Below are 15875 nucleotides of genomic sequence, written 5' to 3'. Positions count from 1 at the left end.
GGATGGGTGCTCGCCAGATTCGCGATTGAGAGAAAACGGCACCGGGATGCGGTTCAGGTGCTCGATACGGCTTGGACGCTAGTCAACCTCGCCGCCATATTGAAGAAAGGCCCGAGCGCGTATGCGCCGGGCCTTTTTTTAATGCAAGGACATATTGTCAATCTCGTTGAGCTTAAATTGATAGACTTTCTTTTCGTCAACATGATAGACGGTAACGTTGCCCGATTCTTCATCGAAATTCAGAACCCGGCAGGGAAGATTGAGGCGGATGCCGGCCCCTTTTACGACGGAAAGGCGGATCAGGGTGTTGTCCTTGATCATCTTCCGGAGCTGGTCCTCGACCTGAGGCCGGGGTTGGTTGGAAGCGGATGCAGCGGAAGGCGCGGACGAGCCGGTTTTGGATGCGGAAGCCGCCTGGTTCCCGGATGAAGCCGGGGTACCGTCCGATCCGGCAGCATGTGAAGAAGGACCGGTCGGAGATGTGCCGGAGGAAGGCGTATTTAATGCGATCAGCTTGCCGAGCTCAATCCCCTGCTCGATCGTAAAATCCTTGAAATTAGCGTTATTCAAGACCTGCAGCAGCTTTTGAAGCGCAAGGCCATTCGTCTCTTCTTCCATCAAAATTTTAACGGTAAACAAATGGCCTTGTTTGGATGTTTGATTCTTGTTAGTAGTCATAAGACCTCCGTCTCGCTAAATCTGGTTCTTTTACTATAGCATGAAATGGGTCTTTAGATACACCCTGTTTTTCGCGAACCAAAACTCTTTACCGGGCATATACTGCGTATGATTTTGAAGCGAGGAGATGTGTCATCATGATGAAAGTGGAACCCATCGAACTGGATGGAAATACGGCCATTGCGATAGAAGTAAAGCTGCCCAAAACGACGCTGCTTGTCGTGACGACGGACAAAGGCTATATCATGTGCGGAGCACTTGACGTCGCTCTGCTGAACGAACGGCTGAGTGACCGCCAGATTATCGCCGCCCGTGCCACCGGTGTGAAAACCATCGGCGAGCTGCTCGACGCTCCGCTGGAATCCGTTACGCATACGGCCGAGGAGATAGGGATCTTCGCGGGCATGACCGGCCGTGACGCCGTACGTAAAATGATGTAGGAAAATCGGAAAGCCTCGGATGCGGGTGCTGCCGCTGTGCAGACGCCCGCCTTTTTTTTACGCGGAAAAACGTGACGTTATTCTTCATCTAATTGTCCCAAAAGATCATTTGAGGTATAATTCCCATGTAATGGAAAATGCGTTCTCTCCAATTCTTTTATTGACCGATGTCCTAATAGATTTATTTTGTGAGAGGGAAACCTGCAGGATTCGGTGGTTTTCAGAAAGTGGTGATGGTTTGGGGCCTAAAATAACTTCGATTCGCACACAATTGAAGAGCTATCTAGATCGCCGGCAGATGACGATTAACCAATTTGCGGAAATATCCGGAATCAACTCCGGAACGTTAAGTATTATTTTGCACGGGAACCGTCCGATCGCCATGCAGCAGCTCGATCGAATGACCGCCGGAATGGGGCTTCACGAAGGCCATTTCTATGACGTGTACATTGAGGAATGTTTTTTTCATTCGAACCCGGATTGGCGCAGATTGGGGCCGCTCATACACCGATGTGCGGAGCTGGGCAAACTGGACCTCCTGCTGCGCGTGGTACGGCTGATGCTGGAAAATCTCTCGTATCTTCCTTTGTTATTTGAGACGGCCGAACAATTTCATTCGGAAGGAAGAAAAGAGGCCGCCGTGCTTTTGTATGAGTGCATTGCGGAGAGTGAAAAATATCAGCATTCCGAAAGACTGGCCCTTTGTCAGTACCGGTTGTTTACCCTTGCCATAGGAGACGATTTAAAAGCTAATTTACGGGCGGCGACCTTATTCGAAAGCTATGTGCCCCGGTTAGACGTATCGGATCAGTTGGATGCGCTTAATCAATTGGCTTATGTATTCGGGACTCTGCACGAATGGGAGAAAGTCGATACGCTAGCCAAAGAGCTGCACCGGATTGCGACGATTCAGTACCGACTGGAGCCGGCTTCGGAACCCGGCAGGGAGACTATCAAGCAGCCCCAACGTCCGCTTTGCTATTATATCCTCCAGGCCCTGCTGATCCGTTCGGTCGTATGTGAGGAACGCGGCCAATTCGATCAGGCGCTGCATTACGTTTCCTTGTACGCGAAACCGGACTGGGTACGGGAACAATCGGATGAAGAGAGGCGTATCGTCGAACAGTTTAGAGAATGGGCGGTAGCGAATACTTATTTGTACCGCATCATGTCGGGAGACCTGGTGGTTCTGCCCGAATATATCAACTGCATCGCGTCCCGCAAGGACGATATTTTCACGGCACTCTGCAAAATCGTACAAATAGCCAACCGGTACGGATATGAGATCGACGACATTCTGGAGCGCTTTTCTTCTCATCTTCCCTATCAAACCTATCAATCTGAATTCGGCGAATACAACAAGCCCGTTATGAAGGAACGGTACGCCCAGTTTTTGAGCGATTTGGCGGCCTATCATTTGAGTCAAAATCGTAGAAAAGGTATAAAGTTTGTACTGCACGGATTGGAATTTTCTGTTAGAATAAATAGTGAGAGAAATATTATTCAATGCATGGCGCTTTTTGAAAGATTTAGGCATTTGGCGGGCGTTGAAGAAAAGAATGAATTCAAACATTTAGTGAATGAGGTGCGATTAGGATGAAAAGAAAACTATCGGTTTTGCTTGTGCTGTCGAGTGTGGCAATTGCTGTTTTGGCGCCAAGTACGGGATTTTCAGCTCAACCGCAGACGCAAGTACATAAGGTCGTACAATTGGGGCATGGCTGGGGCAATTAACCCGCCGAATGAACAGGATAGCGGCAGTAAGGACATTCCCGGTTTTTCCGGGAGTGTCTTTTTTTATTCGGGGGAGAGGGCGTCTAAGAGTAATGTCATTCGGACGAAATGCTATAATTTAACAGAAGGATGTAAAATATGACAAGAAGAGAGGTAAAGTACAGGTTTTACATATGACCTATAGGAGAGTATGAGGATGGACGAAATTCATCAGCATATTGAAGAAATCCGTAGAGAAATGATGCGCCTGGCGGGAGAATATGGATTTTCCGATTCCAGGGTTCTAACTAAATCTCAAGAATTAGACCGTGTTTTGAATACCTATCAGCGGGAGAAATGTAAGCTCAAGGAGCAAAGGTATCCGGGTATTATTCATCTAAGCCTTTCTTCCGTAACCGCATCCGCTGAATTCATAAATTAGGAGAATACCTCTATGCCTAATTCGATCATTCAATTGTTCAATTCCGATCAGCTCCTCATTGTGATGTTTTTGATGTGGGTGCTCATAAGTGCCATGTTTATGGTGTTACATCTGGACGGTAAAAAAAGCAAGCGAACACGTGATGAAGTTGACCCGAATCGGGAAGAACTGTCTGAACACGAGCATCGTAAAAATGAACGAGGACGGCTTTAACGGTTAGAAAACCGTTCAAAAGCAGCTCGGATAACTTAGAAGATTTTGTGTGCGCTTCGATCTTGTTCGAGCGCTTATTTGCGTTAGATCGCAGTCTTCCGAAAAAAGCGGTTACCGCTGCGTGAAAGACGCAAGGGTAACCGCTTCTTGCAAGGTGCCGTTAGGCCGCTTTTGTTTACGGAGTCAACTTCGGCAGCGTCGGAATGGTCTGGCTGCAGTCGCCTGCCAGAGGCAGGTTGCGGCACACATACTGGCCCGCGCTGTTCTCGGTGGCGCCGTCCGAAGGGGCCGGCAGATGAACGCGCTGCTTCCACAACTGCCAGAGCATGAAGCCGTCGAACGATTTGCCTTTGTTTTTGACGTATTTGACGAGCGTCTCCACATTGTAGTAAGCGGAGGCGACGTTGTTCTGGCCGTTCAGCATCTCGGCGTCGTAGACGGTTCCCGGTGCGGCATTCAGCTTCAGCACGGCACCGCCGGAGCCTTCGGGCGCAATCTGCAGGCCCATGTTGATGGTCCCGCCGTAGATGGCGCGGTACGATTCGTAGCCTTCGCGAGGATCGTAATAGACGCCGCCGTCGTAGGACATGAGGTTGATCATGTCGATTTTGCTGCCGTGATCTTTCACGACGCGGTACATCGTGCCGCCGAACGGCGAGCCGTACTGGACTTTGCCTTCTTCGAACGGCGAGCCTTTCACGTAGTAGGCTCCCGTGGACCAGCCGGCGATAGAGATTTTCAGCTTCGCGCCCCGAGCCTTGATTTCGTTGTACAGGCTGTTGATGATGTTTGCGATTTCGGCGTCTTTGGAACAACTGAACGATTCGGCTGCGGCTTTGTTGCAGTTGCTGCCGCTCGACTCCCAGTCGATATCCACGCCGGAAGCGCCGAGATCCAGCGCCAGGTCGACGACATGCGGCGCGTTGAAATTCCCCCACTGGCTGCCTTGGCTGTAAGACCAGCCGCCCACGGAGAGCCACGTATCCGTTCCGCGCGCGTTCAGTGCGGCGATGTTGCTGCGCAGATCCTGGGACTGCTGCGGCGTGAACTTCAGCTGGCCGCGGCCCGTAGAAGCGCCCTCGACAAACTCAAAGCCCGCAACTTCCTGATCGAAGGCGTAGGAACCTTTGACATACTTCGTATCCGGTCTGGCGAAAGACAGGTTGATATCCGTGATGTAATTCGGGATGTTCTCCAGCTTCAAATCGTAGATGCTGGTGTTCCAGGTACTGGCGTAGGCGACGTACCTGCGGTCCGGGGAAGGCGTGGTTCCGCCTGCCGGTGTCGTCACGCTAACCGGAGCGCTTGCGGCCGAAACGTTGCCGGCCTCGTCCTTGGCCTTCACGGTGAAGCTGTAGGCCGTCGAGGCGGTAAGGCCGGTGACGAGGGCTGTCGTTCCCGTGACGCTGGCGGCAAGAGCCGTTCCCTGGTAGACGTCATAGCCGGAGACGCCGACGTTGTCCGTCGAGGCTACCCATGACAGGGAGACGCTTGTGCTCGTGGAAGCGGTTGCCTTCAGCCCGGAAGGAACGGATGGCGCCTGCGTGTCCGTCGTTCCGCCGCCGGTTGAGCCGCAGTCGCTCACATACTTCCAGGCGCCCCAGGTGTTCGCCGTGTTGGGCTGTTCTCCCTGCGTCCACCATTTGGCTTCGAAGGTCTTGCCGGAGTAGGAGACCCTTTTGCCGGCCGTGTAGGCGGTTGTAGAGTTCCAAGCGGGGTCTTGGCATGCCGCCGCAGCCGTACCGGCCGCATTAGCCTGGCTGGAAGCCAGAGCAGGCACTACGCCGAGGCCAAGCGTGAAGGCGAGGGCAAGGTGAATCATTTTCATTTTTTTTCGGGGAGTTGTGGAAGAAGTCATCAATCGATACGCTCCTTTTAGATTGAGATAAGTGCGGGTTCTGCCGGTAAGCGGTTGGATAGGCCTCCTCTTTGTGTAAGCGGTTTCAATCACACTTTTATTATCCCATGTCGACTCGTCCCGAATAAGGATAAAAACCTATCATGCAGGGGGGAATTTCGATAAAGTCTGTTTGATGGTAAAATATTCCCATGAAAGGCCGGATTAAGGGGCGGTCAGCAGCGAAGTTTGTGCCGGTATGAAGGCCGGTATCATTCGCATTATCGAAGAGAGAGACGGGGGCGGATAAAATGACTAGAGGGAAAATCATTTACCGGATGACGGAACTTCTCCTTCTTGCGGGTTTGTTCTATTTGGTTAGGGTCTACATGAGCGTTTATTTGGTGCGGTCCGTGGGCCTTTCGGATTGGCAGGCTGCTCAGGTTGTATGGATCATACTGCTTGTGTGTTTGCTCGTGTGCGCGGCGATCGGCATCCTTCAGGGACTCCAGACGTATCTCAAAAAACGGGGGATGTTTTAACCAATAAGCTTTCAGGGGGAAAAAGAATGATCAAAGGTATTTTGTTTGACCTGGATAATACGCTGCTGGATCGAACCCGGACTTTCGCTGATTTTTCGGGAAAACTTATGGATAGCTATTTCGGCCATCTCGATCCGAGCGAGAGGAAAGCTTATATCCGGCAGATGATCGAGGCTGACGAAGACGGATACAGACATAAGCCCGACTTGTTCGGGGAGCTGCTGGAGAAGCTGGAATGGCGGACAAAACCCGGCATCGGTGACCTGATGGGCGGGCATCCGGGGGATCTGGCTGCAGAGGAACCAGCCCTGGGATGACAGCCTAAAGGAGGCTCCCCTGCACCGTATTGTCAGCTTGGCCGAACTGGAGCCCCTTCTTTTTGCATAAAAAAACCTCCGGACCTGCCGAAGCAGACCGGAGGTTGCGGAAGCGCTTAAGGCAGGAAGCTGCCTCTGGCGCTGACGTAAAGCGAATACCACTCTTCGCGGGTCATGAGTTCCGCCTGGCGCTCGGCGTCCTTGCAGGCGGCGATGCGCTCCGCGTTGGCCGTACCGATCACCGGTTGGATCATCGCCGGATGCCGCATGAGCCAGCCGAGTACGATGGCCTCGCGCGTGGTCTCTTTCTCATCCGCAAGCTTGCCGACGAGCTCCGCCGTCTTGCGGATGTGCTCCGGCTCCGATTCTCCGAGGTTGCCGGAGAATTTTCCCTGGGCCAGCGGGCCCCATGCCTGGATCTGGATGTTCTCCATCTGGCAGTATTCCAGCAGCCCCTCGGAGAAGTTCACCGAAGTGCCGGCCTTCTGGTTCACGTGAACTCCCTGGTCGAGCCAGTCGTGGCGAGCCAGACTCATCTCCAGCTGGTTGACGGCAAGCTGATCGGGCAGCGCATGCTGAAGGAAACGGATTTGGGCGGCGCTCATGTTGGACACCCCGAAATAGCGGACTTTTCCGGCGGCTTTAAGACGGCCGAACGCTTCCGCGACTTCTTCCGGCTCCATCAGCGGATCGGGTCTGTGCAGCAGGAGGACGTCGAGATAGTCGGTGCCCAGACGGCGGAGAATTCCGTCGACGGCTTCGCCGATATAGGCTTTGGAGAAGTCGTAACGCCCGGGTACATCCCCCTCGGCGAAGCGGATGCCGCATTTGGACTGGATCACCATCTCTTCGCGCAGACCCGGCTTGTTTTTGAGAATGCGGCCGAAGGTTTCTTCCGCTTTTCCTCTTGTATAGATATCGGCATGGTCGAACATGGAGATTCCGATGGAAAGAGCGGCTTCGACGGCTTTCTGCGCCTGCGTTTCATCTTCTTTGGTCACCGGATCGGAATTCCAGCCTCCGCCGAAAGGCATGCAGCCCAGTACGAGACGGCTCGCGTTCAGGCCGCGTTTTTTTAACGGTAGTATGTTCATCATCATTCCTCCTGTTGTAGGCGCTATGCGGCAGACTAGACGTATGTACGTTGTTCATTATACCGAATCCGGCGGAGAGTGCCAAAAAAACCGAAAGGAAAATCGGGGGAATTTACCGGAAGGTTCCTTTCTCTTCTTTTCTTTTCCTTTCATGCCTCGCACAGCACGTCGGCGTACGGAGCGGTGTCATTGGTGAAGGGGGATCTTTTGTATTATACTGGTAAAGAAATTAGTTCCTTAAGGAGGCTGACAAGTATGTTCGTAAGTCTGAACGAGTTTCAACAGGAATGGAAGCGAGAGGCTTCGTTGACGGGAAAAATTTTAAATACGTTGACGGACGAGTCGCTCGACCAGAGCATCGCGTTGGACCACTTCTCCCTCGGAGAGCTTGGATGGCATCTGTCTCAAGCCATTTACGGCCTTTTTTCGGCGGCAGGCCTGAAGTTCGAGGGACCTGAGCGAGGCGCGGGAGTTCCCGAGTCCGCCAAAGAAATCGCCGATGTTTACGAGCAGACAAGCTCGAACCTGCTTCAGGCGGCGGGCGAGCAGTGGACGGACGAGTCGCTGAAGCAAAGTATTACGGTGTTCGGCCAGGAAACCACGATTCATGGTATCATGCGCTTCGTTATTCAGCACCAGGCTCATCACCGGGGCCAAATGACGGTCCTTATGCGCCAGGCCGGCTTGGTTGTGCCGGGCGTTTACGGCCCGAGCAAGGAAGAACGCGAACAGATCGGCAAATAATCGAACCTAAACTAGCCATGAGCAAGCCCCGAGCGGGACCTGCAGAGTTTTGCCGGAGGCGGCGTACATAGCTACTATATGAGAACATCAAGTGAATTTCGCTTGGTGTTTTCTTTTTATACCGGAGCTAACCGCAAAAAGGGAGAGGATATCTGGCCAACGATCAGGAGCCGGAAACACGCTAGGCTGCGAGTATCCTGCCGGGTTGGATATAAGGCTGGCCGCATAGTGGAGAACGTACGGAATCATGAGCCGCAGGCTGCCGATTTCCGGTCGTCACGAGGGTCGGCACCAGAAGGGCCCGTCCGTTTATATCGCGGGGCTGCTCCTTGCATGCGATCCCACATTGCACGCCGGGAGATGCCCGGGGCAAAATACAAAGAACGTGTGCATCACGTGCACGCGTTCTTTTGCGTCTCCGCGCCGTATCGATCCGCTAAGGAGCGGTTCAAGAACCGTTCGTTTCGCCGGGAAATACGGCTGAAATCGGCAAACGACTTTTTCTGTTTACCTTCTTTTAACGAAAATTTTCTTTTGCAAAAAGCATTTTCAAATGAGACCAGGGATGCTACTCTAACAGAAGGATCGACTTACAAATCATGGGAAGAGGAGCTTGCCATGCGAAGTCAAAAGGTGACGGAACCCGTGAACGGAGGGAGACGGCTGCTTACCTGGCGCTATTACAGCCTGTTTCTGCTGCTTACGGTCGGATTGGAATACGGGGCTCTCGTCTCGGTGCATCTGCCGTTCGGCGATGAACTGACGGGCTTTCTGATCATGATGGCCATGTTTGCTTTTAGTGTGCTGCTGGCGATATTTACCTTTGTTTTCGGTCTGCTGACGTGTCTGGAGAACAGACAGCCTATGTTTATCGTGCCGTGCGCTCTTCTGACCGCCGGTTTATATCTAGCCATCATCAGATGGGAAGGAATGTGATCTGAAATGATTCGGTTTGCGTATTTCGGAGAAGAGGATTTCGACCAGCTTATCGAATGGAGCGGAGACGAGGCTTTTCTGCTTCAATGGGCGGGGCCCCAGTTTAAGTACCCTCTAACCGCTTCGCAGCTGGAGGCTTACTTGGAAGGGGCCAACGATCCCGAACAATCCGGCCGGCTCGTTTATAAGGTTATCGATTCGGAGACCGACCTGACGATAGGGCATCTTTCGATCGGAAATATCGACCGGCATAACCGCTCAGCAAGGATTGGCAAGGTCCTTGTGGGCCATACGGCCCGGCGAGGCCGGGGAACCGGACAAGCGATGATCCGCGAGGCGCTCCGGATCGGATTTGAAGAACTCCGCCTGCATAAAATGACGCTCGGCGTTTTCGACTTCAACGAAGCGGCAATCCGCTGCTACGAGAAGGAAGGCTTCGTGAGAGAAGGCCTCATTCGGGACTCCAAACGAATGGGAGACACCTACTGGAATTTGATTGAAATGGGTATTTTGGAGAGCGAATGGCACGGAAGCAGCCGGTAAAAACACCGGTCTACAGATGCCGGCATACAAGCCTAGTCAGATAGGCGGACAGATAGAGTAGAGGGGGAGAAGGCAGTGGAAGACATCCTGCGCGCAGCGAAGAAGGTGGCCATCCAAGCCGCTTTGCAAGCCGGGCAAGAAGCGAAGAACCGGTTTGAGAATATCAACAGCATTTTGGAGAAGGACGATTTCGGCGACGTGGTAACGGAGGTGGATCACCTCGCGGAGGAAATTATTTTGACCCACATCGCGAAAAGCTTTCCCGATCACTGTGTGGACAGCGAGGAGATCGGGCACAACGGCAGGCAGAGCGACTGGATGTGGATCGTGGACCCGCTGGACGGGACGAACAATTACGCGATAGGCCTTCCGCTTTTCGCCACGTCCATCACGCTCATGCACCGGGGAAATCCCGTGCTGGCCGTAATCTACGAACCGATGGTGGACAGGCTGTTCGTCAGCGCGGCGGACAAGGGGGCCTTCTGCAACAATATCCGCGTTCAGACCAAACCGTGCCCGTCTATTCAGCGCGGCACGATCGGCTGGATACAGGGGCACAAGGTCCAGAACGAGGCGCGTGCCGTTAAGCTCCGCCATCATCTGGACGTCCGTTTCAAGCGGATGATGAGGGTGTGGGCGCCGACTCTCCAGTGGTGCATGCTCGCCAAGGGAGACCTGGACGGCATCGTTCTCTACAATTCGGAGGGGACCGATCTGTATTCGGGTATTTTGATGGTACAAGAAGCGGGCGGACTCGTTATGGATTATGAAGGCAAGCCGTTCAGCGGAATGAGCCCGGAGCCTTATCTCATTGCCTGCCACCCGGCTCATAAGGAGCATTTTTTGAAAACGGTGGCCGAAGGGATGGGCTGACCGCTTCAAACATCAGCAGCCGGCGATCCGGCTGTACACGATTCTCCCCAAAAACCAAAGAAAGGCGGGCTGCAGATGGAGCATAAAATCATGATGGTAACCGGGGCCAACTCCGGCATGGGTCTCGCCACAACGATTGCCTTGGCCCGGCAGGGGGCGAAGGTCATTATGGTGTGCCGCAGCGAAGAGCGGGGGCAGAGCGCTCTGCGGGAAGCGATCGCGGCCAGCGGCTCCGGAGAGATCGAGCTGATGCAGTGCGACCTCGGTTCACTTCGGAGCATCCGGTCTTTTGCCGCGGATTTCAAAAGCCGCTACGATCATCTGGACGTGCTGATCAACAATGCCGGCGTCGTATCGCTCAAGAGAGAGACTACTTCCGACGGATTCGAAGTTATGATGGGCGTCAACCATCTGGGCCATTTTCTGCTGACGAATCTGCTGCTGGGGCCGCTGAAGCGGGCGGAGCAGGGCCGGATCGTCGTCGTCTCCTCCGGTGCGCACAAAATCGGCAAAATCCGTTGGGAAGACCCGCATCTGACGAAGAGGTACACGGTCTGGACCGGATACGCGCAGTCCAAGCTGGCGAACATTTTGTTCATCAAGGAGCTCGCCGCCCGGTTGAAAGGGACTGCCGTTACGGTGAACGCCCTGCACCCGGGAGCCGTCGGCACCCAGATCGGCGTGGACCGGAATACGGGCTTCGGCAAATCGGTGCTCGCTATGCTGCGGCCGTTCTTCCTGACACCCGCCCAGGGGGCGGAAACGGCGGTTTATCTGGCTGTCAGCGGTAACGTGTCGTGCGCCACGGGCGAATATTTTTACCGGAAGAAGATTGCGCCGGTGTCCGCACGGGCTAAAGACAAGGAGCTCGCCGCGAAGTTCTGGGATTGGAGCGCGGGGGAAGTGGGGCTCCAGCCTTCGGAAACGGAGTGATGCGGACACAAACGGATTAATCGGATTAAACGGGTTAAAGCAAGTTAAAGCAAGTTAAAGCAAGTTAGCGGCGGTAAAGCGGTGGCGGGTCCTGTTCGATAGAACCGGCTTGATAAAGCGGCCAGGAGCGGATGCTTCCGGAGCCGTTTTTTTGCGTGGGCGAAAGCCGAAGCCGGGCACCGTCTTCATGGACTTTCGTGATTAGAATTCATTTTTGCACAAAGGAGCCTCCACGAATTGAACTGTCTTTCGTTTATTGTCCATGGGTATAATCAAATCGAACAAAGAACCAAACTAAACGGCAAAGGAGTTGATGCCGTATTCTGGACGAACGCAGTACCCGGATTTTGACGCTGCTGCAGCAGGCAGCCGATTATGTATCTCTGGAAGAACTGATGCAGAAGCTCGGCATCTCCAGACGAACCGTTTATTACGATATGGAAAAAATCAACGACTGGCTGAAAACGATCGATCTTCCGCCGGTCGAATATGTCCGGGCGGCCGGCTACTATTTGCCGGACGAAAGCCGCAAGGGCCTTCCCGAGCTTGCCGGACAGCTTCCGGTCCAGCAGTACTACTTGTCTCCGCGGGAGCGGCTGGCCTGGTTGGTCGTCCATCTGTTATCCCCGGCGGGCGGATCGCTTTTCGTCCATCACTTGACGGATCTCCTGCAAGTCAGCCGGGGAACCGTGCTGAAGGATTTGAACATCGTCCGGCCGGAACTGGAAGCCCTGAAGCTTAAGCTCACTTACGATCGCAAGCAGGGCTACCGGGTACGGGGGGAAGAGAGCGACAAGAGGAAGGCTCTCACGTACTACTTCGGGCAGATTTTCGGAAGCGTGGGCTGGGAGCAGGCGCTCAGCCGGAGCGAAGACCCCGGCAGTTTTGACCAGGTGCTGAACTTATTCCCTCCGATGAAACCGGATCACCTTAAGCGGGTCTACCGGCTCATCGCGGACAGTGAACGCACACTCGGCGTGGAACTAACGGACGAGATGGTGTTTAACTTGACCACACGCTTCCTGCTCTATACACGCCGAATCCAGAACAAGCAGCTCATCTTGATCGACGAAGACGAGCGGAGCGTGCTCGCGCACATGCCGGAATACGAGGCAGCGGCCCGTATAGCGGAGGGTCTTGGCTCTTTGTTCGACACCGCCATACCGGACGAGGAAATCGCGTATTTTACGATGCACCTGCTCGGGGCGCGCGTCAACCGCATGGAGCAGATGACCGGCTCCGAGGAAGTGATCGACAAGCTCCGCGAGGCGGCCAGGGGAATGACCGACGCCTTCCAGCGTCACGCCTGCGTGTTTCTGCCGAACCGGGAAGCGATGGAAGAGAACCTGCTCGTTCATCTGAAGCCGGCGTATTACCGGATTCTGTACGGGCTGGGGCTCGATAACCCGCTCCTCGGCAACATCCGCTCCAAGTACGGGGAAGTGTTCGAGCTGACGCGGCGCTCCGCGGCACCGTTCGAGCAGCTTGTCGGACGCAGGCTCGACGATAACGAGATCGGTTACCTCGCCATGCATTTCGGCGGCTGGCTGCGCAGGGAAAACACGGAGCCGGTAGAGAGGCGCCGGGCCGCCATCGTCTGCGTCAACGGCATATCCGCTTCGCGGATGCTGAAGTCCCAGCTCGAGCATTTATTTTCGGCGGTGGACATTACGGCCGTTCTCTCGCTGCGGGATTACGAAGCTTTCGAAGAGGAGAGCGTCGATTTTATTTTCTCGACGGTCCCGCTTCCGGACAGCGCCGTCCCCGTGTTCGTCGTGAATCCGATCCTGAGCGACAAGGACAAGGAGCATCTGCTGAACCAGATCAACTCGGTCGTCGGCCGCAAATCGCGGGCCCAGGCCAGCTCGGTTCAGGCTCTGCTCGACATTGTCCGCAAATACGCGAAGGTGACGGATGAAGCTGGACTCACGGAGGAACTGAACCGCTACATGTCCGTGGGGAAAACGTGGCTGAGCGAAGCACGCAAGCCGTCGCTGGCCGACCTGCTCACCGGACCGATGGTCCGGGTGGAGAAGGAGGCCGCCGACTGGCGCTCCGCCATCCGCGAGGCGGCCCTGCCTCTTCTCGAGGACGGGCGCATCGAAGAGGCCTACATCGGGGCGATGATCGCCAAGGTGGAGGCGCTGGGCCCCTACATCGTCGTGGCTCCGGGCATCGCCATCGCGCACGGCAAGCCGCAGGACGGAGTGAAGCGGCTGGGAATCAGCCTGCTGCGGCTTGCGAAGCCCGTAGCCTTCTCCGAAGAAGCACGCCATCAGGTACAGGTGATCCTGGTACTGGCGGCGATCGACGGAGAATCGCATCTCAAAGCGCTGTCGGAGCTGACGCTCCTGCTCAGAGAACAAGACAGCCTGACCCGGCTGAAGGACGCCGGGACCAAAGAACAGATATTACAGCAGATAAAAGAAGGTCCCCGCAGTTAGACTACCGGATTTGGGAGAGATGAGAGATGAAATTTTTAGAACCATCGTTAATTGCACTTGATGTCGAAGCCGAGACGGCGGAAGAAGCGATCCGCCTGGCGGGAGGACTGCTGGCCGACGCGGGAGCCGCGGAAGCGCGCTATGCCGAAGCCATGGTGGACTCCTACCGGGAAAAAGGCCCGTACTTCGTTCTGGCGCCGCATATCGCTCTGCCGCACGCCCGTGCGGAAGACGGAGTGAAAGAAGCGTCCGTCTCGCTGCTTCGACTGAAGAAACCGGTCGTATTCGGCCACGCGGCCAACGATCCCGTTCAGCTCGTATTCGCACTGGGCGGGTCCACCAGCTCCGAGCATATCGCCATGCTGCGCAAGCTGACGATGTTGCTTAGCAACCCGGACAACGTGGAAGCGTTCAAGCAGGCAGCCGATGTAGATACTATTCAACAACTTATTAGGGGGAACGAACAATGAAAATTTTATGCGTATGCGGTCTTGGACAAGGAACCAGCCTGATTCTGAGAATGAACGTGGAGAACGTGCTGAGCGGCATGGGCGTAAGCGCCGATGTGGAGCATACCGACGTATCCACGGCCTCCGGCACGGCGGCGGAGTACATCATTACGAGCAATGAATTGGCACAGAGCCTGCAAGGGCACGCGGCCAAAATCGTGATCGTCAATAACTATTTTGACAATGACGAAATTAAACAAAAACTGGAAGCAGTACTGTAACCCATTAAGGAGGGGTCTTTATGGACGTACTTTTTTGGATCGCCACCAATATTTTCGGAACACCGGCCATTCTGCTCGGGTTCATCGTTCTGGTCGGCCTTCTGCTCCAGAAGAAATCGACGAGCCAGCTCGTAAGCGGTACCTTTAAAGCTATTATCGGTTTCCTTGTAATCGGCGCCGGTTCCGATGTTATCGTCAAAGCATTGAACGTCTTCGAGCCGATGTGGAAAGAGGTCTTCGGTCTGGAGGCCGGCTCGCTCGGGTCGTTTATGGGGCAGGAGGCGTTTAACGGCAAATACGGAAGCGCCGTCACGCTGGCGATGCTCGTCGGCTTCCTGATCAACGTTGCGCTGGCCCGTTTTACCCGGTTTAAATTCATTTATCTGACCGGTCACATGATGTTCTGGACTTCCACGATCTTCGCGGGTGTGATCGTGCATGCCGCAAGCGGTATCGCCATTTGGAAGCTTGTGCTGATGATTGCCGTCGTGCTCGGTCTGTACTGGACATTCCAGCCGGCTCTCGTTCAGCCGTTCCTGCGCAAAGTAACGGGCAACGATAACATCGCCCTCGGTCACACATCGGCCTCGGTTGCCCTGCTGGCAGCCCTGTTCGGTAAACTGCTCGGCAACAAAAACAACGACTCGGAGAAAATCAAAGTGCCGAAAGGCTTCGAATTCCTCCGTGATTCCAACGTCATTACAGCGCTCAGCATGGGGATTCTGTTCCTGATCGGGGCCATTATCCTTTCGACGAAAGGAACGCCTGCCGCCGCCGAACTGATGGCGAAATCGGGCGATCAGAACTTCATTATCTATTCGATCATCCAATCGTTTACGTTCGCGGGCGGTATCGCCATCGTTCTGATGGGGGTCCGGATGTTTGTCGGCGAACTGGTTCCGGCCTTCAACGGGATCGCTACAAAACTCGTACCCGGAGCCAAGCCGGCACTGGACGCGCCGGTTGTGTATCCGTACGCGCCGAATGCGGTCGTACTCGGCTTCCTGGGAGCTTTCGCGGGCGCCATTATCTGGCTGCTCGTGCTCGGTAACACCGTTTCCTACATCTTCGTTCCGACGATGATCGTCTTGTTCTTCCACGGGGCTACGGCCGGCGTGTTCGGGAACTCGACGGGCGGCGTCCGCGGGGCAGTGATCGGCGGATTCATTACGGCCACGATCGTAGCCTGGGGACAATTCCTCATGGTCCGCTTCTTTATCTCTTCCACGGTGCCGGATACGGCCATGTGGGCGGCGGATTCCGATATGTTCATCATCGGTCCGATTTTGAACTTCCTGGCTAAATTGTTCTTTTAACTAAAGCAGTGCGGGCCGAAAGCCCAAAGACAACAAGACGGTGACAGCGCTAAGCTCCGCCGTCTTCTTTTCAGAAAAAA

18 protein-coding genes are annotated in these 15875 nt (G+C 54.7%); 15 read left to right on the top strand and 3 right to left on the bottom strand.

Annotated features, from left to right (window positions below; all coding sequences use genetic code 11):
• Positions 1–138: 138 nt before the first annotated feature.
• On the bottom strand, positions 139–678 hold the full coding sequence (locus KVT34_RS14035; protein WP_254634865.1) for a hypothetical protein: 540 nt from the start codon (positions 676–678) through the stop codon (positions 139–141).
• Positions 679–815: 137 nt separating this feature from the next.
• On the opposite strand from KVT34_RS14035, the gene KVT34_RS14030 reads away from it, so the two are divergent.
• The 4 genes from KVT34_RS14030 to KVT34_RS14015 all read left to right on the top strand — a co-directional run bounded on the left by KVT34_RS14030 (position 816) and on the right by KVT34_RS14015 (position 3486).
• A complete protein-coding gene (locus KVT34_RS14030) occupies positions 816–1118 on the top strand; it encodes a YunC family protein (protein ID WP_217559368.1) in 303 nt (100 codons plus the stop codon).
• A 238-nt stretch (positions 1119–1356) separates the two neighbouring features.
• Positions 1357–2718, top strand: coding sequence for a helix-turn-helix domain-containing protein (locus KVT34_RS14025; RefSeq protein ID WP_483311440.1), 1362 nt, complete (start codon positions 1357–1359; stop codon positions 2716–2718).
• Positions 2719–3048: 330 nt separating this feature from the next.
• Positions 3049–3273, top strand: a complete 225-nt coding sequence (locus KVT34_RS14020) for an aspartyl-phosphate phosphatase Spo0E family protein (protein WP_217559367.1) — start codon at positions 3049–3051, stop codon at positions 3271–3273.
• Positions 3274–3285: 12 nt separating this feature from the next.
• Complete coding sequence (locus tag KVT34_RS14015) at positions 3286–3486, top strand: hypothetical protein (RefSeq protein ID WP_217559366.1); 201 nt, start codon at positions 3286–3288, stop codon at positions 3484–3486.
• 175 nt (positions 3487–3661) lie between these two features.
• On the opposite strand, the gene KVT34_RS14010 is transcribed toward KVT34_RS14015, so the two are convergent.
• Positions 3662–5344 carry a fibronectin type III domain-containing protein gene (locus tag KVT34_RS14010; RefSeq protein WP_217559364.1) on the bottom strand — a complete coding sequence of 561 codons (1683 nt, stop codon included), beginning with the start codon at positions 5342–5344 and terminating at the stop codon, positions 3662–3664.
• Between the two features lie 290 nt (positions 5345–5634).
• On the opposite strand from KVT34_RS14010, the gene KVT34_RS14005 reads away from it, so the two are divergent.
• Both KVT34_RS14005 and KVT34_RS14000 read left to right on the top strand, forming a co-directional pair.
• Positions 5635–5865 (top strand): hypothetical protein, encoded by a 231-nt coding sequence (locus KVT34_RS14005; protein ID WP_254634864.1) that lies wholly within the window; start codon positions 5635–5637, stop codon positions 5863–5865.
• Positions 5866–5891: 26 nt separating this feature from the next.
• A complete protein-coding gene (locus KVT34_RS14000; RefSeq protein WP_217559363.1) occupies positions 5892–6182 on the top strand; it encodes an HAD family hydrolase in 291 nt (96 codons plus the stop codon).
• A gap of 116 nt (positions 6183–6298) precedes the next feature.
• Here the strand turns inward: KVT34_RS14000 and KVT34_RS13995 are convergent, their stop codons facing one another.
• Complete coding sequence (locus KVT34_RS13995; protein ID WP_217559362.1) at positions 6299–7276, bottom strand: aldo/keto reductase; 978 nt, start codon at positions 7274–7276, stop codon at positions 6299–6301.
• Between the two features lie 255 nt (positions 7277–7531).
• On the opposite strand from KVT34_RS13995, the gene KVT34_RS13990 reads away from it, so the two are divergent.
• From KVT34_RS13990 to KVT34_RS13950, 9 genes are all read left to right on the top strand, one after another.
• The gene (locus KVT34_RS13990) at positions 7532–8020 is read left to right on the top strand and encodes a DinB family protein (RefSeq protein ID WP_217559361.1); all 489 of its coding nucleotides are present in this window, start codon (positions 7532–7534) and stop codon (positions 8018–8020) included.
• Between the two features lie 618 nt (positions 8021–8638).
• Entirely contained in the window at positions 8639–8956 is a 318-nt protein-coding gene (locus KVT34_RS31810; RefSeq protein ID WP_254634863.1) for a hypothetical protein, read from the top strand.
• Positions 8957–8962: 6 nt separating this feature from the next.
• Positions 8963–9499 (top strand): GNAT family N-acetyltransferase, encoded by a 537-nt coding sequence (locus KVT34_RS13980; protein WP_217559359.1) that lies wholly within the window; start codon positions 8963–8965, stop codon positions 9497–9499.
• Positions 9500–9574: 75 nt separating this feature from the next.
• A complete protein-coding gene (locus KVT34_RS13975) occupies positions 9575–10372 on the top strand; it encodes an inositol monophosphatase family protein (protein WP_217559358.1) in 798 nt (265 codons plus the stop codon).
• A 75-nt stretch (positions 10373–10447) separates the two neighbouring features.
• Complete coding sequence (locus tag KVT34_RS13970; protein ID WP_217559356.1) at positions 10448–11305, top strand: SDR family oxidoreductase; 858 nt, start codon at positions 10448–10450, stop codon at positions 11303–11305.
• A 320-nt stretch (positions 11306–11625) separates the two neighbouring features.
• Positions 11626–13749 (top strand): BglG family transcription antiterminator, encoded by a 2124-nt coding sequence (locus tag KVT34_RS13965; RefSeq protein WP_309244098.1) that lies wholly within the window; start codon positions 11626–11628, stop codon positions 13747–13749.
• A gap of 26 nt (positions 13750–13775) precedes the next feature.
• On the top strand, positions 13776–14219 hold the full coding sequence (locus KVT34_RS13960; protein WP_217559354.1) for a PTS sugar transporter subunit IIA: 444 nt from the start codon (positions 13776–13778) through the stop codon (positions 14217–14219).
• Positions 14216–14479 (top strand): PTS sugar transporter subunit IIB, encoded by a 264-nt coding sequence (locus KVT34_RS13955; protein ID WP_217559353.1) that lies wholly within the window; start codon positions 14216–14218, stop codon positions 14477–14479. Before KVT34_RS13960 ends, KVT34_RS13955 begins: the two co-directional genes overlap by 4 nt.
• Before the next feature lie 20 nt (positions 14480–14499).
• A complete protein-coding gene (locus tag KVT34_RS13950; protein WP_217559352.1) occupies positions 14500–15795 on the top strand; it encodes a PTS ascorbate transporter subunit IIC in 1296 nt (431 codons plus the stop codon).
• Positions 15796–15875: the final 80 nt, after the last annotated feature.

The organism is Paenibacillus sp. GbtcB18 (assembly GCF_019091125.1).
Classification (GTDB): domain Bacteria; phylum Bacillota; class Bacilli; order Paenibacillales; family NBRC-103111; genus Paenibacillus_F; species Paenibacillus_F chitinolyticus.
Note: the sequence above shows the minus strand (reverse complement) of the source record. Positions and strands in the feature narration are given on the sequence as shown.

What these genes read in the sequence shown, in the direction of transcription:
- KVT34_RS14035 (WP_254634865.1), bottom strand. Translation starts at nt 678, where the DNA reads ATGACTACTAACAAGAATCAAACATCCAAACAAGGCCATTTGTTTACC.
- KVT34_RS14030 (WP_217559368.1), top strand. Translation starts at nt 816, where the DNA reads ATGATGAAAGTGGAACCCATCGAACTGGATGGAAATACGGCCATTGCG.
- KVT34_RS14020 (WP_217559367.1), top strand. Translation starts at nt 3,049, where the DNA reads ATGGACGAAATTCATCAGCATATTGAAGAAATCCGTAGAGAAATGATG.
- KVT34_RS14015 (WP_217559366.1), top strand. Translation starts at nt 3,286, where the DNA reads ATGCCTAATTCGATCATTCAATTGTTCAATTCCGATCAGCTCCTCATT.
- KVT34_RS14010 (WP_217559364.1), bottom strand. Translation starts at nt 5,344, where the DNA reads ATGACTTCTTCCACAACTCCCCGAAAAAAAATGAAAATGATTCACCTT.
- KVT34_RS14005 (WP_254634864.1), top strand. Translation starts at nt 5,635, where the DNA reads ATGACTAGAGGGAAAATCATTTACCGGATGACGGAACTTCTCCTTCTT.
- KVT34_RS14000 (WP_217559363.1), top strand. Translation starts at nt 5,892, where the DNA reads ATGATCAAAGGTATTTTGTTTGACCTGGATAATACGCTGCTGGATCGA.
- KVT34_RS13995 (WP_217559362.1), bottom strand. Translation starts at nt 7,276, where the DNA reads ATGAACATACTACCGTTAAAAAAACGCGGCCTGAACGCGAGCCGTCTC.
- KVT34_RS13990 (WP_217559361.1), top strand. Translation starts at nt 7,532, where the DNA reads ATGTTCGTAAGTCTGAACGAGTTTCAACAGGAATGGAAGCGAGAGGCT.
- KVT34_RS31810 (WP_254634863.1), top strand. Translation starts at nt 8,639, where the DNA reads ATGCGAAGTCAAAAGGTGACGGAACCCGTGAACGGAGGGAGACGGCTG.
- KVT34_RS13980 (WP_217559359.1), top strand. Translation starts at nt 8,963, where the DNA reads ATGATTCGGTTTGCGTATTTCGGAGAAGAGGATTTCGACCAGCTTATC.
- KVT34_RS13970 (WP_217559356.1), top strand. Translation starts at nt 10,448, where the DNA reads ATGGAGCATAAAATCATGATGGTAACCGGGGCCAACTCCGGCATGGGT.
- KVT34_RS13960 (WP_217559354.1), top strand. Translation starts at nt 13,776, where the DNA reads ATGAAATTTTTAGAACCATCGTTAATTGCACTTGATGTCGAAGCCGAG.
- KVT34_RS13955 (WP_217559353.1), top strand. Translation starts at nt 14,216, where the DNA reads ATGAAAATTTTATGCGTATGCGGTCTTGGACAAGGAACCAGCCTGATT.
- KVT34_RS13950 (WP_217559352.1), top strand. Translation starts at nt 14,500, where the DNA reads ATGGACGTACTTTTTTGGATCGCCACCAATATTTTCGGAACACCGGCC.